General features: G+C 67.1%; 38 protein-coding genes. 5 read left to right on the top strand and 33 right to left on the bottom strand.

What is annotated here, in order from left to right:
• Positions 1-47: 47 nt before the first annotated feature.
• The 5 genes from rsxB to ACLFRB_RS08375 are packed head-to-tail and all read left to right on the top strand — an operon-like array spanning position 48 to position 4,732.
• A complete protein-coding gene (rsxB, locus tag ACLFRB_RS08395; RefSeq protein ID WP_411068561.1) occupies positions 48-626 on the top strand; it encodes an electron transport complex subunit RsxB in 579 nt (192 codons plus the stop codon).
• Complete coding sequence (gene rsxC / locus ACLFRB_RS08390) at positions 619-2,235, top strand: electron transport complex subunit RsxC (protein ID WP_411068560.1); 1,617 nt, start codon at positions 619-621, stop codon at positions 2,233-2,235. The genes rsxB and rsxC overlap by 8 nt, the downstream gene beginning before the upstream one ends.
• A gap of 9 nt (positions 2,236-2,244) precedes the next feature.
• Entirely contained in the window at positions 2,245-3,345 is a 1,101-nt protein-coding gene (locus tag ACLFRB_RS08385) for an RnfABCDGE type electron transport complex subunit D (RefSeq protein WP_411068559.1), read from the top strand.
• A complete protein-coding gene (rsxG, locus tag ACLFRB_RS08380) occupies positions 3,342-3,989 on the top strand; it encodes an electron transport complex subunit RsxG (RefSeq protein ID WP_411068558.1) in 648 nt (215 codons plus the stop codon). The genes ACLFRB_RS08385 and rsxG overlap by 4 nt, the downstream gene beginning before the upstream one ends.
• A 29-nt stretch (positions 3,990-4,018) precedes the next feature.
• Positions 4,019-4,732: an electron transport complex subunit E gene (locus ACLFRB_RS08375; RefSeq protein WP_411068557.1), complete on the top strand. Its 714-nt coding sequence runs from the start codon at positions 4,019-4,021 to the stop codon at positions 4,730-4,732.
• A 62-nt stretch (positions 4,733-4,794) separates the two neighbouring features.
• Here the strand turns inward: ACLFRB_RS08375 and ACLFRB_RS08370 are convergent, their stop codons facing one another.
• The 33 genes from ACLFRB_RS08370 to tuf form a co-directional block, all read right to left on the bottom strand.
• A complete protein-coding gene (locus tag ACLFRB_RS08370) occupies positions 4,795-5,127 on the bottom strand; it encodes a hypothetical protein (RefSeq protein ID WP_411068556.1) in 333 nt (110 codons plus the stop codon).
• A 600-nt stretch (positions 5,128-5,727) separates the two neighbouring features.
• Positions 5,728-6,462, bottom strand: a complete 735-nt coding sequence (locus ACLFRB_RS08365; RefSeq protein ID WP_411068555.1) for an S-adenosyl-l-methionine hydroxide adenosyltransferase family protein — start codon at positions 6,460-6,462, stop codon at positions 5,728-5,730.
• Positions 6,463-6,550: 88 nt separating this feature from the next.
• Positions 6,551-6,937 (bottom strand): 50S ribosomal protein L17, encoded by a 387-nt coding sequence (gene rplQ / locus ACLFRB_RS08360; RefSeq protein WP_411068554.1) that lies wholly within the window; start codon positions 6,935-6,937, stop codon positions 6,551-6,553.
• Positions 6,938-6,990: 53 nt separating this feature from the next.
• A complete protein-coding gene (locus tag ACLFRB_RS08355; RefSeq protein WP_411068553.1) occupies positions 6,991-8,001 on the bottom strand; it encodes a DNA-directed RNA polymerase subunit alpha in 1,011 nt (336 codons plus the stop codon).
• 111 nt (positions 8,002-8,112) lie between these two features.
• Positions 8,113-8,739 (bottom strand): 30S ribosomal protein S4, encoded by a 627-nt coding sequence (gene rpsD, locus ACLFRB_RS08350; RefSeq protein WP_411068552.1) that lies wholly within the window; start codon positions 8,737-8,739, stop codon positions 8,113-8,115.
• A gap of 27 nt (positions 8,740-8,766) precedes the next feature.
• Positions 8,767-9,165, bottom strand: coding sequence for a 30S ribosomal protein S11 (gene rpsK, locus ACLFRB_RS08345; RefSeq protein ID WP_054965208.1), 399 nt, complete (start codon positions 9,163-9,165; stop codon positions 8,767-8,769).
• A gap of 30 nt (positions 9,166-9,195) precedes the next feature.
• Complete coding sequence (gene rpsM, locus ACLFRB_RS08340) at positions 9,196-9,552, bottom strand: 30S ribosomal protein S13 (protein ID WP_411068551.1); 357 nt, start codon at positions 9,550-9,552, stop codon at positions 9,196-9,198.
• 90 nt (positions 9,553-9,642) lie between these two features.
• Positions 9,643-9,756 (bottom strand): 50S ribosomal protein L36, encoded by a 114-nt coding sequence (gene rpmJ, locus ACLFRB_RS08335; RefSeq protein WP_074471390.1) that lies wholly within the window; start codon positions 9,754-9,756, stop codon positions 9,643-9,645.
• A 38-nt stretch (positions 9,757-9,794) separates the two neighbouring features.
• Positions 9,795-10,013 (bottom strand): translation initiation factor IF-1, encoded by a 219-nt coding sequence (infA, locus tag ACLFRB_RS08330; protein ID WP_054965206.1) that lies wholly within the window; start codon positions 10,011-10,013, stop codon positions 9,795-9,797.
• 9 nt (positions 10,014-10,022) lie between these two features.
• A complete protein-coding gene (locus ACLFRB_RS08325) occupies positions 10,023-10,673 on the bottom strand; it encodes an adenylate kinase (RefSeq protein ID WP_411068550.1) in 651 nt (216 codons plus the stop codon).
• Entirely contained in the window at positions 10,673-12,016 is a 1,344-nt protein-coding gene (gene secY, locus ACLFRB_RS08320; RefSeq protein ID WP_411068549.1) for a preprotein translocase subunit SecY, read from the bottom strand. The genes ACLFRB_RS08325 and secY overlap by 1 nt, the downstream gene beginning before the upstream one ends.
• A gap of 118 nt (positions 12,017-12,134) precedes the next feature.
• A complete protein-coding gene (rplO, locus tag ACLFRB_RS08315) occupies positions 12,135-12,575 on the bottom strand; it encodes a 50S ribosomal protein L15 (protein ID WP_411068548.1) in 441 nt (146 codons plus the stop codon).
• Entirely contained in the window at positions 12,572-12,757 is a 186-nt protein-coding gene (gene rpmD / locus ACLFRB_RS08310; protein ID WP_054965203.1) for a 50S ribosomal protein L30, read from the bottom strand. The genes rplO and rpmD overlap by 4 nt, the downstream gene beginning before the upstream one ends.
• Before the next feature lie 5 nt (positions 12,758-12,762).
• Positions 12,763-13,275: a 30S ribosomal protein S5 gene (gene rpsE / locus ACLFRB_RS08305; protein ID WP_411068547.1), complete on the bottom strand. Its 513-nt coding sequence runs from the start codon at positions 13,273-13,275 to the stop codon at positions 12,763-12,765.
• A gap of 14 nt (positions 13,276-13,289) precedes the next feature.
• Positions 13,290-13,652, bottom strand: coding sequence for a 50S ribosomal protein L18 (gene rplR, locus ACLFRB_RS08300; protein ID WP_411068546.1), 363 nt, complete (start codon positions 13,650-13,652; stop codon positions 13,290-13,292).
• An 8-nt stretch (positions 13,653-13,660) separates the two neighbouring features.
• Positions 13,661-14,191 carry a 50S ribosomal protein L6 gene (rplF, locus tag ACLFRB_RS08295; RefSeq protein ID WP_411068545.1) on the bottom strand — a complete coding sequence of 177 codons (531 nt, stop codon included), beginning with the start codon at positions 14,189-14,191 and terminating at the stop codon, positions 13,661-13,663.
• Between the two features lie 13 nt (positions 14,192-14,204).
• Entirely contained in the window at positions 14,205-14,603 is a 399-nt protein-coding gene (rpsH, locus tag ACLFRB_RS08290; RefSeq protein ID WP_411068544.1) for a 30S ribosomal protein S8, read from the bottom strand.
• A gap of 13 nt (positions 14,604-14,616) precedes the next feature.
• Positions 14,617-14,802, bottom strand: coding sequence for a type Z 30S ribosomal protein S14 (locus ACLFRB_RS08285; RefSeq protein ID WP_411068543.1), 186 nt, complete (start codon positions 14,800-14,802; stop codon positions 14,617-14,619).
• 19 nt (positions 14,803-14,821) lie between these two features.
• The gene (gene rplE, locus ACLFRB_RS08280) at positions 14,822-15,364 is read right to left on the bottom strand and encodes a 50S ribosomal protein L5 (protein ID WP_411068542.1); all 543 of its coding nucleotides are present in this window, start codon (positions 15,362-15,364) and stop codon (positions 14,822-14,824) included.
• An 11-nt stretch (positions 15,365-15,375) separates the two neighbouring features.
• Complete coding sequence (gene rplX, locus ACLFRB_RS08275) at positions 15,376-15,696, bottom strand: 50S ribosomal protein L24 (protein ID WP_411068541.1); 321 nt, start codon at positions 15,694-15,696, stop codon at positions 15,376-15,378.
• A gap of 20 nt (positions 15,697-15,716) precedes the next feature.
• Positions 15,717-16,085, bottom strand: a complete 369-nt coding sequence (gene rplN / locus ACLFRB_RS08270; RefSeq protein ID WP_054965195.1) for a 50S ribosomal protein L14 — start codon at positions 16,083-16,085, stop codon at positions 15,717-15,719.
• 30 nt (positions 16,086-16,115) lie between these two features.
• On the bottom strand, positions 16,116-16,379 hold the full coding sequence (gene rpsQ / locus ACLFRB_RS08265) for a 30S ribosomal protein S17 (protein WP_054965194.1): 264 nt from the start codon (positions 16,377-16,379) through the stop codon (positions 16,116-16,118).
• Between the two features lies 1 nt (position 16,380).
• Positions 16,381-16,584, bottom strand: coding sequence for a 50S ribosomal protein L29 (gene rpmC / locus ACLFRB_RS08260; RefSeq protein WP_411068540.1), 204 nt, complete (start codon positions 16,582-16,584; stop codon positions 16,381-16,383).
• A gap of 9 nt (positions 16,585-16,593) precedes the next feature.
• Positions 16,594-17,010 carry a 50S ribosomal protein L16 gene (gene rplP / locus ACLFRB_RS08255; RefSeq protein ID WP_411068539.1) on the bottom strand — a complete coding sequence of 139 codons (417 nt, stop codon included), beginning with the start codon at positions 17,008-17,010 and terminating at the stop codon, positions 16,594-16,596.
• 19 nt (positions 17,011-17,029) lie between these two features.
• Positions 17,030-17,704 carry a 30S ribosomal protein S3 gene (gene rpsC, locus ACLFRB_RS08250; RefSeq protein WP_411068538.1) on the bottom strand — a complete coding sequence of 225 codons (675 nt, stop codon included), beginning with the start codon at positions 17,702-17,704 and terminating at the stop codon, positions 17,030-17,032.
• A 13-nt stretch (positions 17,705-17,717) separates the two neighbouring features.
• Positions 17,718-18,065 (bottom strand): 50S ribosomal protein L22, encoded by a 348-nt coding sequence (rplV, locus tag ACLFRB_RS08245; protein ID WP_411068537.1) that lies wholly within the window; start codon positions 18,063-18,065, stop codon positions 17,718-17,720.
• Positions 18,065-18,340, bottom strand: coding sequence for a 30S ribosomal protein S19 (gene rpsS / locus ACLFRB_RS08240; RefSeq protein WP_411068536.1), 276 nt, complete (start codon positions 18,338-18,340; stop codon positions 18,065-18,067). The genes rplV and rpsS overlap by 1 nt, the downstream gene beginning before the upstream one ends.
• A gap of 27 nt (positions 18,341-18,367) precedes the next feature.
• Complete coding sequence (gene rplB / locus ACLFRB_RS08235) at positions 18,368-19,195, bottom strand: 50S ribosomal protein L2 (RefSeq protein ID WP_411068535.1); 828 nt, start codon at positions 19,193-19,195, stop codon at positions 18,368-18,370.
• A gap of 15 nt (positions 19,196-19,210) precedes the next feature.
• Entirely contained in the window at positions 19,211-19,507 is a 297-nt protein-coding gene (gene rplW, locus ACLFRB_RS08230) for a 50S ribosomal protein L23 (RefSeq protein WP_411068534.1), read from the bottom strand.
• Positions 19,504-20,121, bottom strand: a complete 618-nt coding sequence (gene rplD / locus ACLFRB_RS08225) for a 50S ribosomal protein L4 (RefSeq protein ID WP_411068533.1) — start codon at positions 20,119-20,121, stop codon at positions 19,504-19,506. The genes rplW and rplD overlap by 4 nt, the downstream gene beginning before the upstream one ends.
• A 231-nt stretch (positions 20,122-20,352) precedes the next feature.
• Positions 20,353-20,988 carry a 50S ribosomal protein L3 gene (gene rplC / locus ACLFRB_RS08220; protein WP_411068532.1) on the bottom strand — a complete coding sequence of 212 codons (636 nt, stop codon included), beginning with the start codon at positions 20,986-20,988 and terminating at the stop codon, positions 20,353-20,355.
• Positions 20,989-21,000: 12 nt separating this feature from the next.
• Positions 21,001-21,309, bottom strand: a complete 309-nt coding sequence (gene rpsJ / locus ACLFRB_RS08215; protein WP_411068569.1) for a 30S ribosomal protein S10 — start codon at positions 21,307-21,309, stop codon at positions 21,001-21,003.
• A gap of 17 nt (positions 21,310-21,326) precedes the next feature.
• The coding region (gene tuf, locus ACLFRB_RS08210) for an elongation factor Tu (RefSeq protein ID WP_411068531.1) at positions 21,327-22,513 on the bottom strand (1,187 nt) is incomplete at its 5' end.

The following is a 22,513-nucleotide window of genomic DNA, read 5'->3' as shown; positions in this document are numbered from 1 at the left end:
CGACGCCGCCGGGCCGTTACGCCATAGATAGAAAAAAGGTTGCCTGCATGTGGGTTGCCATTCTCAGCCTGGGCGCCCTGGCGCTGGCCATCGGCCTGTTCCTGGGCTACGCCTCGCGCAAGCTGGCCGTGGAGGAGGACCCGCTGGTGGAGGAGATCGACCAGCGCCTCCCCCAGACTCAGTGCGCCCAATGCGGGTATCCGGGCTGCCGCCCCTACGCCGAGGCCATCGCCCGCGGCGAGGCGGAGATCAACCGCTGCCCGCCGGGGGGCCAGGAGACGGTGGAGGAGCTGGCCGAACTGCTGGGCGTGGAGCCGCCGAGCCTGGAGGGCGAGGAACGGCGGCCCTCGGTGGCCATCATCGAGGAGGACAAGTGCATCGGCTGCACCCTGTGCATCCAGGCCTGTCCCGTGGACGCCATCGTCGGCGCGCCCAAGCAGATGCACACGGTGATCGAGGAGGCCTGCACCGGCTGCGAGCTGTGCATCGAGCCCTGCCCGGTGGACTGCATCCACATGGTGCCCATCCCCGAGACCCTGGAGAACTGGAAGTGGCGGCACCCCGAGCTGGCCGCCGCAGCCCCCGAAAGCGAACCGGACAGGAAGGTGGCGACCGCCGGTGGCTGACCACGACACCCCCATCCTGCAAGGGCTCTTCCACGGCGGCATCCATCCCGCCGAGCACAAGGAGGCCACCTCCGGGCGGCCCATCCGGGAGCTCGGCGTGCCGGAGGTGCTCCACGTCCCCCTCAGCCAGCACATCGGCAACCCCGCCCAGGCGGTGGTCCAGCCCGGCGACCGGGTGCGCAAGGGGGACCTGATCGCCAAGCCCGACGGCTTCGTCTCCGTGCCCGTGCATGCCCCCACCTCCGGAACGGTCACCGCCGTTGCGGACTATCCGGCCCCCCATCCCTCGGGGCTGTCGGCCCCCGCCGTCACCCTCGAGGCCGACGGCCGCGACGAGTGGACCGACCTGGAGCCCCACCCGGACTTCGAGGCCCTCCAGCCGGGGGAAATCCGGGCCCTGGTCCGCCAGGCGGGCATCGTCGGCCTCGGCGGCGCCGGCTTCCCCTCCTTCATCAAGCTCAATCCGGGCCCCGACCGCGCCGTGGACACGGTCATCCTCAACGGCGGCGAATCGGAGCCCTACCTCACCTGCGACGACCGGCTCATGCGCGAGCGCCCCGCCGAGATCCTGGAGGGCGGCTCCATCATCGCCTACACGGTGGGCGCCGAGCGCATCGTGGTTGGGATCGAGGCCAACAAGCCCGAGGCCTTCGCGGCCATGCGGGAGGCGGCGGCGGAATGGCCCATGGTGGACGTGGTCATGGTGGAGAACCGCTACCCCATGGGCGCGGAGAAGCAGCTGATCCAGACCATCACCGGCCGCGAGGTGCCAAGCGGCCGGCTCCCGGCCGACGTGGGGGTGGTCAACCAGAACGTGGGCACCGCCTACGCCATCTGTCGCGCCTTGGTGCACGGCGAGCCGCTCGTCGAACGGGTGCTCACCGCCTCCGGCGCGGCCCTGGCGGAGCCGGCCAACCTGGTGGTGCGGCTGGGCACCCCCATCGAGGAGGTGGCCCGGGCGTGTGGCGGCTACACCGACCTGGGCCGTTTGATCATGGGCGGACCGCTGGTGGGCTCCGCCCTCCACACCACCGAGGCGCCGGTGGTCAAGGAGACCAACGGGCTGATTTTCCAGACCTGCGCCGAGGTGGACGGGGACCAGGCCCTGCCCTGCATCCGCTGCGGCGCCTGCGTGGACGCCTGCCCGGTGAACCTCATGCCCAACGAGATGTACAACCTGGCCCGCAACAAGGAGTTCGAGCGGATCGCCGACTACGATCTGTTCGACTGCATCGAGTGCGGGTGCTGCACCTACGTCTGCCCCTCCCACTTGCCGCTGGTCCATTACTACCGCTACGCCAAGAGCGAGATTCAGGCCAAGGAGCGGGAGAAGGAGAAGGCGGACATCGCCCGACGCCGCACCGAGTCGCGCGACGCCCGCCTCCAGCGCGAAAAGGAGGAGAAGGAGGCCAAGCGCCGCGCCAAGAAGAAGGCCTCCGCCAAGGAAGAGGAGAGCAAGGGCGAGTCCGGCGACGCCCGCGAGGCCGCCGCCCGGAAGGCCGCGGAGAAGCGGCGGTCCATGCGCGGCGAGGAGACCGCCGCCGAGGATTCCACCGCCGCAGACAGCGGGGAGCTCCCTCCCGAATCCGACCAGCAAGAGCCGAAGTAAAGGGCCCGCATGGCGCAGTCCAACACCGCCCCCCTGGCCACCCCCAGCTCCCCCCACGCCCATGGCGGCGGGGGCGTTTCCGGCGTCATGGCCACGGTGATCCTCGCCCTGGTGCCCGTGACGCTGTTCTCCGTGTACCTGTTCGGCTGGCCGGTGGTGTTCATGCTCCTGACCACCCTGGCCGCCGGCCTTGCCACGGAGGCCGTCGCCCTGCGCCTCATGGGACGCCCGATCCGGCCTGCGCTCACCGACGGCAGCGCCGTGGTCACCTGCCTACTGCTCGGGCTGTCCCTGCCCGCCTCGGCCCCCTGGTGGATCGCCGTGCTGGGCGCCGCCTTCGCCATCGGGATCGGCAAGCAGGTGTACGGCGGCCTTGGCGCCAACCCCTTCAATCCGGCCATGATCTCGCGGGTGATGCTGCTGATCTCCTTCCCCCAGCAGCTTTCCACCTGGCCGGCCGTCCGCCCCCTGTTCTCGGACGGCGCCTTGTCCTTCACCGAAGGCCTGCGGGTTACCTTCGGCGGCGAGCAGGGGCTCGCCTTGGCCGCCGACGCCACCTCCGAGGCCACCCCCCTGGGCCACCTCAAGACCGAGCTGACCCTCAACCGCACCGTCGATGAGATCCTGGCGCAGGGCTACGACCACACCGTGGCCTTGTTCGGCACCCTGTCCGGGAGCGCCGGGGAAACCTCCGCGGTTCTCATCGTGCTCGGCGGCCTGTACATGTGGTGGCGCGGCGTCATCGACCTGCGCATCCCCGGCGCCATGGTGGCGGGGACCGCCGCGTTCGCCTTCGTCTTCCACGTCTACGACCCCGACGCCTTCGCGGGCCCGCTGTACCATGTGCTCAACGGCTCCCTGCTGCTCGGGGCCTTCTTCATCGCCACGGACATGGTAACGAGCCCCACCACGCCGCGCGGACAGATCCTATTCGGCCTGGGCTGCGGGGCCCTCACCTACATCATCCGCACCTGGGGAGGCTATCCCGAGGGCGTCTCCTTCGCGGTAGTGCTGATGAACGCCTGCGTGCCCCTCATCGACCACTACACCCGGCCCCGCGTGTTCGGTAAGGAGCGGGCCGGGGGTCCCCCGCTGGGAGGCGGAGAATGAGGCAGGTGGGGATCGTCGGGGCGATCCTGGCCGCCATCGCGGTGGTGGGCGCAGGGCTGCTCGCCGGAACCAAGGAGGTGACCGAGCCCACCATTCAGGCCAACCAGCGCGCCGAGCGGCTGTCCCAGCTCCATGAGCTCATCGCAGACGACCGTTACGACAACGATCTGCTCGAGGACACCATCCGGGTGCGGGACCGCGCCCACCTCGGCATCGCCGGTCCGGTCACGGTCTACCGGGCCCGCCTGGACGGCGAGCCCGTGGCCGCCGCCTTCCGGGTGGTCGCCCCCGACGGATACAATGGGGACATCGAGCTTCTGGTGGCCATCTGGAGCGACGGAACCCTGGCCGGAGTCCGGACCATCAGTCACGCCGAGACCCCCGGCTTGGGCGACGGCATCGAGGTGGCCAAGAGCGACTGGATCACGCAGTTCCGCGGCCGCTCCGTGGGGGATCCGCCCGCCGGGGAGTGGAAGGTGAAGAAGGACAACGGCGCCTTCGACCAGATGACCGGTGCCACCATCACCTCGCGCGCGGTTGTAAAGGCCGTGCGGCGGGCGCTCACATTCTACGAGCGGCGGGGCAAGACCGCCCTGTTCGCCGAGTCAACGACGGGGGAGCCGGGCGAGGGGAGCCAGCCCTAGGCGCCGGCAGCGCCCCCGAGGACGGAGTCATGAGCGAAGTCACCCTGGACGAAGTGAAGAAGGTGGGCCGCAACGGCCTGTGGGACCTGAACCCGGTGCTGGTTCAGCTGCTGGGGCTGTGCCCCCTCCTCGCGGTGAGCGGGACCGCCGTCAACGGACTGGGCATGGGGATCGCCACCACCCTGGTGCTCACCCTCTCCGGAGCAGCAGTCTCGCTGGTGCGGAACGTTGTGCCCGAGGAAGTGCGCCTCCCTACCTTCGTGATCCTCATCGCCTCCTTCGTCACGGCGGTGGACCTCCTCATGAACGCCTACTTCCACGACCTACACAAGGTGCTGGGCCTGTTCGTGCCCCTCATCGTGACCAACTGCACCCTGCTGGGGCGGGCGGAGGCCTTCGCCTCCAAGAACCCCGTGCCCCTGGCCACGTGGGACGGCTTCATGATGGGGATGGGCTTCACCGGCGTGCTGCTGGTCCTGGGGATGATCCGGGAGCTCCTGGGCAACGGCACCCTGTTTGCGGGGGCCGGGAACATGTTCGGGCCGGCCTGGGCCTGGATGGAGACCACGGTCATCCCCGAGTACGGCAGCTTCCTGCTCATGATCCTGCCCCCGGGCGCCTTCCTGGTCCTCGGCTTCCTCCTGGCCCTCAAGAACATCATCAACGCCAAGGTGGAGGAGCGCCGCGAGGCTCAGCCCACTGAGACCCCCGCTGCCCCGGAGATCAAACCCGAAGCCACCTGAGGTGCCGGACGGCTTCCCCCGGGTCCCTGAGGACGACACGCTGGGGAGGGTGCGGCCCGCCCTCAATACCGGTAGGTAAGGGCGAGAAAGCCGTAATGGATCCAGGAGAAGTTGAACACCCGGTCGTTGTCTACTCCCCCCTCCAGGGTCCGGTAACCGTATCCCGCCTGCCACCCGTCTCCCACATCCCGCAGCACCTTCAGGCCCAGATCGAGGGCTCGTCCCTGGGGAGCGGCCAGCCCGTCGAAGTCCCAGGAAAGCTCCCATGAATGGCCGAGGCGGTGGCGCCCGTCCAGATGCAGGAGGGGCACGAAGCCGACATTGGTGTCCCGCGCCCGGAGCCCGTCCTGTTCCAGCTGGACCTTGGCGTCCCGGACGAGCCCGGTCAGCCCCACCCGCCAGAGGGAGGCGGCGGATTCCGCCAGGGTGTAGCGGTAGGTAAGTCGGTAGGTGGTGAACCGGTAGGTGGCCTCGGTGGGACCCGGCTCGAAGGCGGAGCCGCGAAGCGGACCTGCGCGGGGAGCGCCCCCGTTCCGTCAATCTCCAGCGGGGCCACCCCGAGACGCAACCCGTGTCTGGAGGCCGGAGTCCAGTTCAGGTAGACCCGAAAGAAGCCCTCGGGACCAGTACCGGCTAGATCCTGCAGGTCGAAGCGGGTGCCGGACGGAGCCCCCGGGGATGCGCACGTCGTTGCGGCCGGTCCATACCGCCCCGCCCTCCACCTCAACCCCGAAGGGCGCGGTCTCAAGGGCCGCCGCCACGGGGGACGCGGTCACCAGGGTCCCGGGGAGAAGCAGCGGGGCGGGCTCCGCCGATGCGGCCATAAGCTCTTCCTCCCCCGCCAACGTGGCCCCCGCCGTCGTGCGAGTCAATTCCCCGCCGGCCCACGCGCAGCTCGGGCCACCCATGGGCCGGGTTGCAGCAAGGCCCGTGGCGGGGGCGCCTGGCGAAGGGGGAAACAACCCCGCCACGGGTCCGCGGGCCGCCTCCCCGGCTCAGGTAGCCCCTTCCCACGCAACGGGGCTCCCCAGCCCGACGCCGAGGAGGTTGGCGGCAGAGGCCTCGCGCGCGGCCACCTCCACGCGGTCCAGGCTGTTCCGATACCAGAAGAGCTGCCCCCGCTCCATCTCGCCGAAGGTGCGGGCAAAGGGGACCGTTTGGCCGGCAACCCGCAGGCGAGGCGAGCCGGCGCCCTCGGGTTTCAGGCCCGTCATCAGGTTGCCGTAGTGGTCCACGTACAGGACGGCATCCCGCCGGGCTTCCCCGCGCACCGGTTCCGGCACCGCCTCGCCGAGCACCATCCGATCCCCCCGGGCCAGCGCGGCGGCGGCCGGCCCGAAAAGGTCCCGTCCGTGAAAGCTGGCGGACAGGGGGGTCCCTCCCGGTTCCCGGATACGGAAGCACCGGCCCCCCGGCTCGTCGATCACCGGGGCGAAAAGGCCGTTGTCCGGGCCCACGAACCAATGCTCGGACGTGGCGACCGCCAGGGTGCCACGCGCCGTGCCGACCCCGGGATCCACCACCCCGACCACCACCGACCCCGGGGTCAGGTGGGGCACCAGCGCCTCCAGGAGGAGCCCCGCCGGGCCCGGCCGAAAGGCCGGGGCGTAGTGGTGGAGGTCGACGACCCGGGCCTGGGGCGCTTCGGCCACCAGCCGGGCGTGCATCTGGCCCACATAGGGGTCGCTGAGGCCGAAATCCGTGAACAGTGCGATCACCGGTTGGGACATGGGTCCCTCCTCGAGTCCGGGAGAAACGAAACGGGCCGGGCCCTTGCAGGACCCGGCCCGTTTTCCTCCCCGCGAGGCCGTGCCGGCCTTACTCGGCCTCGGTTGCCTCGGTTGCCTCGGGGCGGTCCACCAGCTCAATGATGGCCATGGGGGCGTTGTCCCCCTCCCGGTAGCCCGCTTTCAGAATGCGGGTGTATCCGCCGGAGCGCTGCTGGAACCGGGGCCCAAGGTCATCGAACAGCTTGCCCACGGCCCGCCGGTCCTGCAGCTTGGCGAAGGCCAGGCGCTTGCGGTGCACGGTGTTCTCCTTGGCCTTGGTGATCATGGGCTCCACATAGCGACGGAGCTCTTTGGCCTTGGGCACCGTGGTGGTGATTCGCTCGTGCTCGATCAGCGACTTGGCCTGGTTCTGCAACAGGGCCTTGCGCTGGGAGGCGCGGCGATTCAGTTTCCGACCGGATTTGCGGTGACGCATGCTTGAATCCCTTTATGATTCCTTGTCCGGCTTCGGCCGCCGGGGTCGACTGGTCAGCCGACCTGCTGGTCGCCGGTGCCCTCCTCCTCAAGCTCGGGCAGGTTCTCGGGCGGCCAGTTCTCCAGTTTCATGCCCAGGGAAAGCCCCATGGAGGCAAGCACCTCCTTGATCTCATTCAGGGACTTCTTCCCGAAATTGGGGGTCTTGAGCAGCTCTTGTTCGGTCTTTTGAACCAGGTCCCCGGTGAAGCGGATATTCTCCGCCTTCAGGCAGTTGGCCGAGCGCACGGAGAGCTCCAGGTCGTCGACGCTCTTGAGGAGATTGGGGTCCACCTCGGAGCGCTCGCCCTCGCGGCTCTCTGTGGGGGCGGAAGGGGCCAGCTCCACGAAGATGTTGAGCTGGCTGCGCAGCAGCTCCGCGGCGCGTCGGACCGCTTCCTCGGCCGAGAGGCTGCCGTCGGTGTCCACCTCCAGGATCAGGCGGTCGTAGTCGGTCACCTGACCCACACGGGCATTCTCCACCTTGTAGGTGGCCCGGGTGATGGGGGTGTAGGTGGCGTCCACGGGGATCACGCCGATGGTGGAGCTGCCGTCATCCTCCCGCAGAGCGGCAGGCTCGTACCCCCGGCCCCGGGATACGGTGACTTCCATGCTCAGGCTGCCGCCGGAGGCGATGTGGGCGATCTCAAGGTCGGGATTGATCACCTCGGCATCGGCGGGAACCTCGAAATCGGCTGCGGTCACCACACCTTCGCTGTCCTTGCTAAGACGTAGGGTGATTTCCTCGTGGTCCCCAGAGATGGCCACCGTCAGGCCCTTGAGGTTGAGGATGATGTCCACCACATCCTCCCGGATGCCCTCGATGGATCCGAACTCGTGGAGAACCCCGTCGATCTGCACCTTGGTGACCGCCGTCCCAGGCATGGAGGACAGCAGGATCCGCCGCAATGCGTTGCCGAGCGTGTGCCCGTAGCCACGCTCAAGCGGCTCGAGGGTCACCTTGGCCCCGCGATTCCCATTGGGCTCGATCTCGATGTTGTCCGGTGTAATCAAGGCGTCCGCCATGGCCGCCACTCCCTCTCGACGATCTGGAAAGGATGAGCGGACCCCGCCAAGCGGGGCCCGCCGCATCGGACTGGGAGGGGGTCACCGGGCGGGTTTGCGCCCGGCCGCCCCTTACTTGGAGTACAGCTCCACGATGAGGTGCTCGTTGACCGCGGAGGAAAGCTCCGAGCGTTCGGGGATGGACTTGACCGTGCCCTTGAAGTTGCCGGCGTCCACCTGCAGCCACTCGGGCCGCCCCAGGTCCTCGGCCCGCTGGCCGGCGGCCTGGACGCGGCCCTGCTGGCGCGCCCCTTCCGCCACGGCGATCTCGTCGCCGGCGTTGACCTGGTAGGAGGGGATGTTGACCCGCCCGCCGTTCACCTGGACCTGGTTGTGCCGGATCACCTGACGCGCCTCGGCGCGGGAATTGGCGAAGCCCATCCGGTAGACGATGTTGTCCAGCCGACGCTCCAGCAGCTGCAAGAGCAGCTCGCCGGTGTTGCCCTTGCGCCGGGCGGCCTCCTTGTACACCCGCCGGAACTGGTCTTCCATGAGGCCGTAGGTGCGGCGGACCTTCTGCTTCTCACGCAGCTGGAGGCCGAACTCCGACTGCCGGCGGCGGCTTTGGCCCGCCTCCCCCGGCGGATAGGGGCGCTTCTCGATGGCGCACTTGTCGGTGTAGCACTTCTCGCCCTTCAGGTAGAGCTTCTCGCCCTCCCGACGGCAGATGCGGCATTTGGGACCGGTATATTTCGCCAAGGCTAACTCCACACCCTCGTTGTTTGGTTACACCCGACGCTTCTTCGGCGGCCGGCAACCGTTGTGGGGCAGGGGCGTCACGTCGCGGATGCTGGTGATCTTGATGCCCGCCGCGTGCAGGGAGCGAACGGCCGACTCCCGGCCCGGTCCCGGTCCCTTCACCTCCACATCCAGACTCTGGATCCCGTGCTCCTGCGCCACCCTGGCGGCCTGCTCCGCGGCCACCTGGGCGGCGAAGGGCGTGCTCTTCCGCGACCCCTTGAACCCGGTGGCCCCCGGCGTGGACCAGCAAAGGGTATTGCCCTGCCGGTCGGAGATGTTCACCAGGGTGTTGTTGAAGGTGGCCTGGATGTGGGCCACCCCCTCGGCTACGTTCTTTTTGACCTTCTTCTTCGTGCGCGTGGCGCGGCGCTGTTGCTTTGCCATTTCCCGTTCACTGCCTCTGTGCTGGCCGCACTAGCGGTTGATCGGCTTGCGCGGGCCCTTCCGGGTGCGCGCATTGTTCTTGGTGTTCTGACCCCGAACGGGCAGGCCTCGCCGGTGCCGGATTCCCCGGTAGCTGCCAATATCCCGGAGGCGCTTGATGTTCATGGTCACCTCGCGGCGCAGGTCGCCCTCCACGGTGTACCCGTTCACCGCGTCCCGGATCGCCACCTCTTCGCTGTCGGTGAGATCCTTGACGCGCGTGGAAGGGTCCACCCCGGCCTGCTGGCAGATTTCCTTCGCTCGGGTGTGACCTATCCCATAGATGTAGGTCAGGGCAATCTCCACCCGCTTGCGCACGGGGATATTGACACCTGCAATGCGGGCCATAGGTATTCCTCGTATTCGCTACATATCCATCCGCCCCGCCGGGTTGGCGGAGGGAAAAGAATGAATTTTAGGCCAGCAACCGCTCTGCGGTCAACCTTGCCGCTGCTTATGCCGCGGATCGGAGCAGATGATCCGGACTCGGCCCTTCCGCTTGATGACACGGCAGTTCCGACAGATCGGCTTAACCGACGCACGCACTTTCATGGTATCTCTCCTCAGTCCCGACCGGCCTCGCGTCCGGATCATTTCGCCCGGTAAGTGATCCTGCCCCGGTTTAGGTCGTAGGGGGTGAGCTCCACGGTCACCTTGTCCCCGGGCAGGATCCGGATGTAGTTCTTCCGCATCTTTCCGGAGATGTGGGCGATCACCTCGTGCCCGTTCTCTAACTCCACCCGGAAGGTGGCGTTGGGCAGGGTCTCGACGATCTCGCCCTGCATCTCGATGGTGTCTTCCTTGGCCATACGTCCTCGTTACCCTGCCTCAGTGAGCCGAAGGATGTCGCCAAGCACGGTCTCGGGCTCCCGGTCCCCGTCCACCTTGTGGTAGATGCCCTGTTGACGGTAATAGTCCACCAGGGGCTGGGTGCGCTCGGCGAAGACCTCCAGGCGCGAGCGGACGGTTTCCTCCTTGTCGTCCTCCCGCTGATACAGCTCGCCCCCGCATTCATCGCACACCCGGTCCTTGGCGGGCGGATGGAAGCGGACGTGATAGGTGGCACCGCAATCCCGGCAGATCAGCCGGCCGGAAAGCCGCTCCACAAGCGTCTCGTTCTCCACATCCACGTGGACGACGAGGTCGAGTCGTTGGCCGATGGCCTCCAGCATCTCGTCGAGGGCCTCGGCCTGGGCCACGGTGCGGGGGAAGCCATCCAGGATGTAGCCGTTCCGGGCGTCGGCCTCCTGGAGGCGTTCGCGGATGATCTCCACCATGATCTCGTCGGGAACGAGGTCCCCGGCGTCCATGTAGGATTTCGCCTTCCGCCCGATGTCGGTGCCGGTGGCCACCGCGTTGCGAAGGATGTCGCCCGTGGCGATCTGGGGGATTCCCAGTCGCTGGGAGAGCATCTGCCCCTGGGTACCCTTTCCGGCCCCCGGAGGGCCAAGTAGGACCAATCGGGTCATCAGCCTCGACCACCTTTCAGTCGCGCCTTCCGCATCAGGCCCTCGTACTGATGGGAGACAAGATGGGATTGGATCTGGTTGGCGGTGTCCATGGTCACCGCCACGATGATCAGCAGGGACGTCCCGCCGAAGTAGAAGGGAACGTTCCAATTCACGATCAGGAACTCGGGCAGCAGGCACACGGCGGTCACGTACAGGGCGCCGAAGAAAGTCAGCCGGGTCAGCACCCGATCCACGTAGTTGGCCGTCTGCTCGCCGGGGCGAATACCCGGGATGAAGCCGCCGGACTTCTTCAGGTTATCGGCCGTGTCCCGCGGATTGAAAACGATGGCCGTATAGAAGAAGCAGAAGAAGATGATGGCGATGGAGTACAGCACCACATACAGCGGCTGGCCGGGGGAGATGGCCTCCGCGGCCCGCTGCAGCCAGCCCATGCCCTCCGAGGTCCCGAACCAGTTGGCCGCGGTCACCGGGAACAGGATGATGCTCGAGGCGAAGATGGGGGGGATCACCCCGGCCATGTTCACCTTGAGGGGCAGATGAGTGCTCTGCCCGCCGAACATCTTCTGCCCCACCTGGCGCTTGGCATACTGAATGGTGATCCGGCGCTGCGCGCGTTCCATGAAAACAATGAACCCAGTCACCGCCAGGGCCATCACCAACAAAAACAGAACGAACAGCGGCTGGAACTCGCCGGTACGGGCCAGCTCCAGGGTGCCGTACAGGGCCGATGGCAAGCCCGACACGATGGCGGCGAAGATGATCAGCGAGATGCCGTTGCCGATGCCCTTCTCGGTGATCCGCTCGCCCAGCCACATCAAGAAAGTAGTACCGGCCACCAGGGTGATCACCGTGGTGACGCGGAAGCCCCAGCCCGGATCCAGGACTACCTGACTGCCACCGGATTCCATGGACTCCAGGGCGATGGAAACGCCCAGCCCCTGGAAGGTTGCCAGGGCCACCGTCAAGTAACGGGTATAGACGTTGATCTTCCGCCGCCCGGCTTCCCCCTCCTTCTTCAGCTGCTCAAGCTTCGGGGAGACCACCGTCCCCAGCTGGAGGATGATGGAGGCGGAGATGTACGGCATGATGCCGAGGGCGAACACCGTCAGCCGTGATAAGGCGCCACCGGAGAACATGTCGAACAGCCCGAGCATCGAGCCTTCCTGCTGGCTGAAGAAATTCGCCAGCGCGTCGGGGTCGATACCCGGAGTGGGGATGTGCGCGCCGATTCGGTAGACGATCAGGGCGCCGAGGACGAACAGAATGCGCCGCTTGAGCTCATCGACCTTGGTCAGGTTCCCGACCTGGGCGAGCCCGCCGAGGCTGCTCCCGACTGCCATGGCTTATACCGCCTTGTTCATGAGGAATTCCAGCGCTGGTAGCCCGTTTCCGAAGGACCAACGGTGAGCGGCCGCCGGGCGTTTTGGCCCGGCCCGCCGGCTCCGGGCGGGGAGGGCCTTAGCCCTCCACCACGGTCCCGCCGGCGGCCTCCACCGCCTTACGGGCGCCCCCGGTGACCTTGGTCAGCTTCACCGTCACCCGGCGTTCCAGGTTCCCGGACCCGAGGAGCTTGGCCCAACGGTCGGCGCCTTTCATGATCCCGGCCTGCCGCAGGGCCTCCTCGGTGATCTCGGCCCCGTCCTCGAAGGCGTTCAGGTGGTCCAGCCGAATCTCGGCGTACCGTTCGGCGAAGCGGTTGTGGAAGCCCCGCTTGGGCAAGCGCCGTTGCAGGGGCATCTGGCCGCCCTCGAACCCCGCCTTGATGGAGCCACCCGAACGGGCCTTTTGGCCCTTGTGCCCCTTGGCGGAGGTCTTACCCCAGCCGGAGGATTCCCCGCGACCCACCCGCTTGCGCGGCTTGCGGCTTCCCGGGGCCGGCTTCAGCTCGTTGATCTTCATGCTGGCTCCTCGACTCGCACGAGGTGGGCGACCGCGCGGACCATGCCGCGGACCTGCGGGGTGTCCTCCCGCTCCACGGTATGGTTCATCCGGCGCAGGCCCAGCCCACGGAGGGTGGCGCGGTGCTTCTGCTTCGAGCCGATGGGGCTCTTGGTTAGGGTTATCCGGATGGTACCTGCCATCGTCTCTAGCTCCAGATCTCGTCCACGGGCTTGCCCCGCTTGGCGGCCATCTGGTCCGGGCTGACCATCTGGTCCAGGGCGTCGAAGGTGGCCCGCACCACGTTCACCGGGTTGGAGGATCCCAGGGACTTGGCCAGCACGTCCTTGATCCCCATAACCTCCATAACGGCGCGGACCGGTCCGCCGGCGATGATGCCAGTACCCGGGCTCGCGGGCTTGAGAAGGACGCGGGCGCCGGCGTGGGTGCCCTCCACCGTGTGGAAGAGGGTGTCCCCGTGCAGGGGATAGTGCCGCATGTGCTTGCGGGCCTGGTCCATGGCCTTGGAGATGCCGTCCGGCACCTCCCGGGCCTTGCCCCGGCCGAAGCCCACCTTGCCCTCGCCGTCGCCGACCACCGCGAGGGCGGCGAAACCGAACTGGCGACCGCCCTTGACGGCTTTGGCCACGCGGTTGATGTTGACCAGCTTTTCCTGCAGATCGTCCGCCGGGGTATCGGCTTTTGGATTCGCGCCTGCCACAACCGTCTCCTTTTCTAGAACTTCAGGCCGTTCTCGCGCGCGGCCTCGGCGAGGGCCTTGACCCGGCCGTGGTACTGGAACCCGCCCCGGTCGAAGGCCACATCGCCGACCCCGGCCTGCTTGGCACGCTCGGCCAGCGTCGCGCCCACCTTTTTGGCGGCCTCCACGTTGCCGCTTTGGGATAGGTCCTTGGCCAGCTCTTTGTCCACGGTGGAGGCGCTGGCCAGCGTGTGGCCCTGCTGGTCGTCAATGATCTGCGCGTAGATGTGCTTCGAGGACCGGAAGACCGCCAGGCGGGCCTTGCCCTGTTCGCGGATCTTCGCGCGGGCCTTGCGGGCGCGCCGTTGCCTGCGATGATTCTTCGTGATCTTGCTCATGGCTCCGCCTACTTCTTCTTGGCTTCTTTGCGGATAATGCGCTCATCCGCAAGGCGAATCCCCTTGCCCTTGTACGGCTCGGGCGGACGGAAGCTGCGAATGTCGGCGGCCACCTGACCGACGGCCTCCTTGCTCGCCCCGCGAACCACGACGGCATTGCCCTCCACGGCGACGGACACCCCTTCCGGGATCTCGTAGGCCACCGGATGGGAAAAGCCAAGCTGCAGGTTGAGCGTCTGCCCCTTGGCGTCCGCCCGGTACCCAACTCCGTTGATCTCCAGGCGCCGCTCGAAGCCCTCGCTTACGCCGGTGACCATGTTGTTCACCAGGGAGCGCATGGTACCCGCGAAGGCCACGGACTTCCGGGAGCTGTCGGTAGGGCGGAAGCGCAGGGCGCCTTCCTCTTCCTCAATCCGGACCCGTGGGTGCACGGGCTGCTCCAGCTCGCCCTGGGGGCCCGTCACTCGGATGGTTTCGGGCTCGATGGTGACCTCGACCTTTTCCGGGACCCGCACGGGGGCATTTGCGATACGGGACATGGGTCCGTTCCCCTCAGTAGACGGTGCAGAGTAGCTCGCCGCCGATGTTCTCGGCCCGAGCCTGGCGATCGGTCATCACGCCCTTGGACGTAGTGAGGATCACCACCCCGAGGCCGCGCAGCACCTTCGGGATCTCGTCGGCGCCGGCGTAGCGGCGGAGACCGGGGCGGCTGGCCCGCTGAAGGTGGGTGATCACCGGCTCGCCGTTGAAGTACTTCAGCTCGACGGTCAGGGTACGCTTCCCGTTGCCCTCGTCGTGCTCCTCATGGCCGGCAATGAACCCTTCTTCCTGAAGGATGCGGGCGACGGCGGTTTTCAGCTTCGAGGCCGGCATGCTGACCGAATGCTTCTCGGCCATCTGCCCGTTGCGGATCCGGGTCAGCATGTCGGCGATAGGGTCGGTCATGCTCATTGCTCAGCCCCCACTACCAGCTGGACTTCGTCACGCCCGGAACCTCGCCCTTCAGGGCGTGCTTCCGGAGGCAGAGCCGGCACAGTCCGAACTTGCGATAATAGCCGCGCGCACGACCGCAGTTGTTGCAGCGGTTGTACTCCCGCACCGTGAATTTCTGCTTGCGCTTGGCCTTGGCGATTAACGATTTCCGTGGCACGGCCTACCTCACTTCTTGCCTAGTTCCGGAACGGCATCCCGAAGCCGTCGAGGAGGGCTTTGGCTTCCTCGTCGGTGGGTGCCGTCGTGGAAAAGATGATGTCCATTCCCCGGACGCGATCGATCTTCTCGTAATCCACCTCGGGGAAGATGATCTGTTCGGTCACGCCCATGGCGTAATTGCCCTGGCCGTCGAAGGAATTGCCGTTGAGGCCGCGGAAATCGCGGATCCGGGGCAAGGCCACCTGAATGAAGCGCTCGAGGAACTCGTACATCCGCTCGCGCCGCAGCGTGACCTTGCACCCCACCGGCATGCCAGCCCGGATCTTGAAACCGGCCACGGACTTCCGCGCCCGCGTGACCATGGGCTTCTGGCCGGTTACGGCGGCCAGCTCCTCCATGGCGTTATCCAGAGCGGAGCGGTCCCGCGCGGCATCCCCGACCCCCATGTTGATGGTGATCTTCTCCAGCCGGGGGACCTGCATGGGGCTGGCGTAGCCGAACTCCTTCAACAGCCGGGGAGCGAGCTCCTCCTTGTAGCGCTGCTGCAACCGGGCTTGCATCGCCGACACTCCTAACTGTCCAATGCCTCGCCGCAGGAACGGCACACCCGTACCTTGCGACCATCCTCGAGGGTCTTGAATCCGATCCGGACACCCTTGTTACAGGTCCGGCAGAAGGGGTTCACCTTGGACAGCTCCAAGGCGGCCTCCCGCTCCTGGATCCCCCCCGCGATCCCTGCCTGCGGGTTGGGCCGGACGTGCCGCTTCACCATGTTCGCGTTGGCGACCACCACCCGGTTGTCCCGGGGGAGAACCCGTTGAACGGTGCCGCGCTTGCCGGCGTCCTTCCCGCTACGGACGACCACATCGTCGCCTTTCTTGATTCTTTGCATCTGCCACTCTCCCGCGGGCTTTACAGGACTTCCGGGGCCAGGGAAATGATCTTCATGAAGTTCTTGGAACGGAGCTCCCGGGTCACCGGACCGAAGATCCGGGTTCCGATGGGCTCGAGGGAGTCGTTGAGCAGAACCGCCGCGTTCCGGTCGAACCGGATCACGGAGCCATCCTGCCGCCGCACGCCCTTCGCGGAGCGAACCACCACCGCGTTGTAGACCCCGCCCTTCTTGACGCGGCCACGGGGGGCGGCCTCCTTAACGGTCACCTTGATCACATCGCCGATGTTCGCGAATCGCCGCTTGGAGCCGCCGAGCACTTTGATGGCCTGTACCTCGCGGGCCCCGCTGTTGTCGGCAATCCCTAGACGGGTTTGCATCTGAATCATTAGCTATCTCCCCTCAGGGCTCGGCGCGGCCTAGACCTGTACGGCCTTCTCCACGACTTCCACGAGACGCCAGGCCTTGTTCTTGGAGACCCGCCGGGCCTCCTCGACGGTCACGAAGTCCCCTTCCTGGCAGGTGTTCTCCGGGTCGTGGACATGAAGCTTGGTGGAACGCCGCACATACTTACCGTAGAGCTCGTCCGGCCGCCGGTAATTCACGCGGACCACGGCGGTCTTCTCGCCCTTGTTGCTGACCACGACGCCATTCATCCGGCGCTTACGGGTTTCCTGAGCCATGTTATTCCGCCGCCTCGACCTGTTCGTTCATAACCGTCTTGACCTGGGCGATCTCCCGGCGAACCTGGCGCATCCGGGCCGTGTTCTCCAGTTGACCAGTGCTGTGCTGGAAGCGCAGGTTGAACTGCTCGTCCCGAAGGTCCTTGAGCTTCTGCGCCCGCTCTTCCGCGCTCAGGTTCCGAATGTCCTCCGCTTTGCTCGCCATCACCGCCTCCTAGTTGCCGCCGCCGCGGCTGACGAACCGGGTCTTGAAGGGGAGCTTGGCCGAGGCCCGCCGCATGGCCTCCTGGGCGATGTCCTCGGGGACCCCCTCCAGCTCGTAGAGGATCCGGCCCGGCTGCACCTGGGCCACCCAGAACTCCGGGTTGCCCTTGCCCTTGCCCATGCGAACCTCGGCGGGCTTCTTGGAGACGGGCTTGTCGGGGAACACCCGGATCCAGACCTTGCCCCGCCGCTTGATGTGCCGGGTGATTGCGATACGGGCGGCCTCGATCTGGCGGCTGGTGATGCGGCCCCGTCCGGTGGCCTTCAGCGCGTAGGACCCGAAGCTGATCTTGTCGCCCCGGTAAGCCAGGCCGCGGTTGCGCCCCTTCTGCTGCTTCCGATACTTGGTCTTGTTCGGCTGTAGCATGGCCTCTTCTCCAGTGCGCCTAGCCGGCCTGGGCCTGAGCGGAGGTGGACGCGGAGGCTTCCTGCTCCTCGAGCACCTCGCCCTTGAAGATCCACACCTTCACGCCGATCACGCCGTAGGTGGTCTTGGCCTCGGCCAGACCGTAGTCGATGTCGGCGCGAAGGGTGTGCAGCGGCACGCGGCCTTCCCGGTACCATTCGGTGCGGGCGATCTCGGCGCCGCCGAGCCGGCCGCCGGCGGAGATCTTGATGCCCTGGGCGCCCAGCCGCATGGCGTTGCCCACGGCACGCTTCATGGCCCGCCGGAAGGAGACCCGCCGCTCGAGCTGCTGGGCGACGTTCTCCGCCACCAGCATGGCCTCGGTCTCGGGCTTGCGGATCTCCTCGATATTGATGTGGATCTGCTCCGAGGAGAGCTTCTGCACCTCCCGGCGCAGCTTCTCGATGTCCTCGCCCTTCTTGCCGATCACCATCCCCGGGCGGGCGGTGTAGATGCTGATCCGGGCGTTCCGGGCCGGGCGCTCGATCACCACCTTAGAGACGGCGGCGTGGCGAAGCCGGTCCTCGATGAAGTTGCGGATCCGGATGTCTTCGGCGAGCTGGTCGGAGTACTCCTTCCGCTCCGCCAGCCAGCGGGAATCCCAGTTCTTGACGATCCCCAGGCGCATCCCGATCGGGTGGACTTTCTGTCCCATAGCGTGCGTCCCTTTATGCCTGCGCCACCACGATGGTGATGTGGCTGGTGGGCTTCTGGATCATGGTGGCCCGCCCCATCGCCCGGGGCCGGAACCGCTTCAGGCTCGGGCCCTCGTCCACGAACGCTTCCTTGACCACGAGCTGGTCCACGTCCAGCCCCTCGTTGTGCTCGGCGTTCGAGATGGCGGAGTCCAGGGTCTTGCGGACGTAGTGAGCCGGTTTCCGCCGCTCGAAGGTCAGATACTCCAGGGCCTGCTCGACGGGCTTGCCCCGGATCTGGTCCACCACCAGCCGGGTCTTGCGCGGAGAAAGCCGCACCGACCGCGTTATGGCCCGTGCTTCCAGCTTTTCTTCACTCATTACCGACGCGCCTTCTTGTCCACTTTGTGCCCCCGGAAGTTGCGGGTAGGGGCAAACTCCCCGAGCTTGTGGCCGACCATGTTCTCGTTGACGGCCACCGGGATGTGCTGGCGGCCGTTATGGACGGCGATGGTCAGACCAATCATCTCCGGCGTGATGGTCGAGCGCCGCGACCAGGTCTTGATCGGCTTCTTGTCGCCCCCCGCCGAGGCCGCTTCCACCTTCTTCTGAAGGTGGTCGTCGACGAAGGGCCCCTTCTTGATTGAACGAGGCATCGATACGCTCCCTCTTGCCGCGCGGGCCTACTTCTTCTTCCGGCGACGGACGATCAGCTTTTCCGTGCGCTTGTTGTTCCGGGTACGGTGGCCCTTGGTGGGCTGGCCCCACGGGGTAACCGGGTGCCGCCCACCCTTGGTGTGGCCCTCGCCGCCCCCATGGGGGTGATCAACCGGGTTCATGGAGACGCCCCGCACCTTGGGGCGGCGTCCCCGCCAGCGGCTCGCGCCCGCCTTCCCCAGAACCTGGTTGGCGTGATCCGAGTTGCCCACCTCGCCGATCACGGCACGGCAGTCAACGCTCACGCGACGAACCTCGCCGGAGGCCATGCGAACCTGGGCCTCCCGGCCCTCGCGGGCGAGCAGCTGGGCGCTGGCACCGGCGGAGCGGGCGATCTGGCCGCCCTTGCCGGGCTTGAGCTCGACGTTATGGATTACCGTCCCGGTAGGGATGTTCCGGATCGGTAAGCAATTGGCCGGGCGGATGGGCGCTTCCTCGCCAGACTGGATCTGGTCGCCCACCTTGATGTTGCGAGGCGCAATAATATAACGCTTTTCGCCGTCGGCGTACACCACCAGAGCCAGATGCGCGCTACGGTTCGGGTCGTATTCCAGGCGTTCGATCCGCCCCGGAATGCCGTCCTTGTCCCGCTTGAAGTCGACAATGCGCAGCCGGCGCTTGTGCGCACCACCCCGCCGCCGAACCGAGATCCGGCCGTCGTCGTTGCGGCCGTCGGTCCGGGTCTTCTTTGCGATGAGGCTCTTTTCCGGCTCTCCCTTGTGGAGCTCCGGCTGCAGCACCGTAATCCGGTAGCGGCTCCCGGGAGAGGTGGGTTTGCGTTTCTTGGTCGGCATTCGAGGCTCCTACCCTTATTCCGCGCCGAAGAAGTCGATGTCCTGGCCCTCTCGGAGGCGGACGTAGGCCTTCTTCCAATCCTTCCGGCGCCCTTGGATGCGACCGAAACGCTTGGGCTTGCCCTTCACGTTGGCGGTCCGGACGTTCTCCACATCGACCCCGAAGCGGTCTTCCACGGCCTTCTTGATCTCGCGCTTGGTGGCGTCGGGCGCCACCACGAAGGCGATCTGGTTGCCCTCCGCGCGGAGCCGGGTGGATTTCTCGGTGACGATGGGCGCACGCAGCACCTGGGTCAGCCGTTCGTGGTTCATGAGAGGCGTTCCTCCAGCTCGCGCAGGGCACTCTCGGTGGTCACCACCTTGGCGTGCGACACCAGGGCGAGGGCCCCGACTTGGTTGCTCGGCATCACGTCCGCCCGCGGCAGGTTGCGGCCGGCGCGAGCGACCTGCTCATCGCCGGAGGGGGTGATGACCAGGGCGTCCAAGGCCCCCAGGGCCTTCAGCGTACTGGCCAGCTCCCGGGTCTTGCCTTCCTGCACCCCGAGATCCTCCACCACGAGGAGCTCCTCGCGGCGGGCAAGCTCGGAGAGCAGGGACCGAATCGCGCCCTGACGCATCTTCTTGTTGACCTTCTGGGCGTAGGAGCGCGGCGTCGGGCCGAACACCGTACCGCCGCCCCGCCACAGCGGACTGCGGATGGTACCGGCCCGGGCGCGCCCGGTACCCTTTTGGCGCCAGGGCTTGCGCCCGCCGCCGGCAACCTCGCCGCGGGTCTTGGTGTCGTGGTTCCCGGTCCGTTGGCCGGCCAGGGTGGCCTGGACCACCTGATGGACCAGCCCCTCACGGAAGGGGACGCCGAAGACCTCGTCGGCCAGCTGGGCCGTGCCCTTGTCTTCGTTCGCAGGGGTCTTCACTGGGATCTGCATGGTTTTCCCTTTCAGCCCGCCGTAATCACCGGGGTTTTCGGCTTCGGTTCACGAAGGCGCGGCCCCCGGCAACAAGCCGGTCCAGGTACGCGCCTGTTCCCTACCGGGGCTGGTGTGGGTTCGTGCGGCCGCTCGGACGGCGCACCCCCCAGGTAAGGACCACCTCCCGGCGTTAGCGCTGAATTTCCTGTTCTCTCCGGGAAGGGGCCGGGTACCGACCCCTTCGGAAAACTACGCCTTGACGGACGGGCGGACGAGGACGTCGGAGTCCTTGGCGCCGGGGATCGCACCCCGCACGAGCAGGACGTTGCGTTCCGTGTCCACCCGGACCACTTCCAGATTCTGCTGGGTGGCCTTGCGCCCGCCCATCTGCCCGGACATCTTCTTGCCCTTGAACACCCGGCCGGGATCCTGCATCTGGCCGATGGACCCGGGCTTGCGATGGATCTTGTGGGCACCGTGGCTGGCGGGGCCGCCACCGAAGTTCCACCGCTTCATCGTGCCGGCGTAGCCCCGACCCTTGGTGATGCCGGTGATGTCCACGCGCTGGCCCGATTCGAAGCGGTCCAGCTCCAGGCTCCCGCCGACCTCGGGCAGCTCCTCCCCTTCGGCGGGGCGGAACTCCCGGGCGACACGGCCCGGGGCGACCCCGGCCTTGGCCGCGTGGCCGGCCAGGGGCTTGGGCGTGCGATGCGGCTTGCGCTCGCCGACGGTCACCTGCACCGCCGAATACCCGTCCCGTTCGGGGTCCTTCACCTGGGTGACCCGATTGGGGGTCACCTCGATCACCGTTACGGGAACGCTTTCCCCCGACTCGGTGAACACGCGCGACATCCCGATCTTCTTTCCGATTACACCGATAGCCATGAGCTGATCCCGCTAGAGCTTGATCTGAACGTCGACGCCGGCCGCCAGGTCCAGCTTCATCAGGGCGTCCACCGTCTGATCGGTGGGGTCCACGATGTCGAGCAGGCGCTTGTGGGTGCGGCACTCGAACTGGTCCATGCCGCGCTTGTCCACATGCGGCGACCGCAGGACGGTGAACTTCTCCACGCGTGTGGGAAGCGGAACGGGGCCTTGCACGCGGGCCCCGGTACGCTTGGCCGTATTGACGATTTCCGCTGCCGAATGGTCCAGAAGCTTGTGGTCGTAGGCCTTGAGGCGGATGCGGATCTTTTGCTGTTTCACGACGGCCATAATGGAATTTACTCCAGGATCTCGGCGACCACGCCGGCGCCCACGGTCCGGCCGCCCTCGCGGATGGCGAAGCGCAGGCCGTCCTCCATGGCGATGGGCGCGATCAGCTCAACGGAAATGGTCACGTTGTCGCCCGGCATCACCATCTCCGTGCCCTCGGGGAGCTCCACCGTGCCGGTGACGTCCGTGGTCCGGAAGTAGAACTGCGGCCGGTAGCCCTGGAAGAACGGCGTGTGGCGGCCGCCCTCTTCCTTCTTCAGGACGTAGACCTCGGCCTTGAACTTGGTGTGCGGGGTGATGGAGCCGGGCTTGGCCAGCACCTGGCCGCGCTCCACGTCCTCGCGCTTGATGCCCCGCAGCAGGCAGCCCACGTTGTCCCCCGCCTCGCCTTCGTCGAGCAGCTTGCGGAACATCTCGACGCCGGTGACGGTGGTCTTCTGGGTGTCCTTGAGGCCGACGATCTCCACTTCGTCGCCGGTGTGGACCTTGCCCCGCTCCACGCGGCCGGTCACCACGGTGCCTCGGCCGGAGATGGAGAAAACGTCCTCGATGGGCATCAGGAAGTCCTGGTCCACCGGGCGCTCGGGGGTCGGGATGTACTCGTCCATGGCCTCGGCGAGCTTGTTGATGGCGGCCTCGCCGTGCTCGCCGGTGTCGCCCTCCAGGGCCTTCAGGGCGGAGCCAACGATCACCGGGGTCTCGTCCCCGGCGAAGTCGTACTCGTCGAGCAGCTCCCGGACCTCCATCTCGACGAGCTCGAGCAGCTCCTCGTCGTCCACCATGTCGGCCTTGTTCAGGAACACCACGATCTGCGGCACGCCCACCTGGCGCGCCAGCAGGATGTGCTCCCGGGTCTGCGGCATCGGGCCGTCCGCCGCGGAGACCACCAGGATGGCGCCGTCCATCTGCGCCGCGCCGGTGATCATGTTCTTCACGTAGTCGGCGTGCCCGGGGCAGTCCACGTGCGCGTAGTGCCGGTTGGAGGTCTCGTACTCCACGTGCGCCGTGGCGATGGTGATGCCCCGCTCGCGCTCCTCGGGGGCGTTGTCGATGTCCGTGAACTCCCGGCTCTCGCCGCCGTATTCCGAGGACAGAACCTTGGTCATGGCCGCCGTCAGGGTGGTCTTCCCGTGGTCCACGTGACCAATGGTGCCCACGTTCACGTGCGGCTTGGTGCGCTCAAACTTCTCCTTGG

The sequence above is a fragment of the Thiohalorhabdus sp. genome (genome assembly GCF_046545655.1).
In the GTDB taxonomy this organism is placed as follows: domain Bacteria; phylum Pseudomonadota; class Gammaproteobacteria; order Thiohalorhabdales; family Thiohalorhabdaceae; genus Thiohalorhabdus.
Note: the sequence above shows the minus strand (reverse complement) of the source record. Positions and strands in the feature narration are given on the sequence as shown.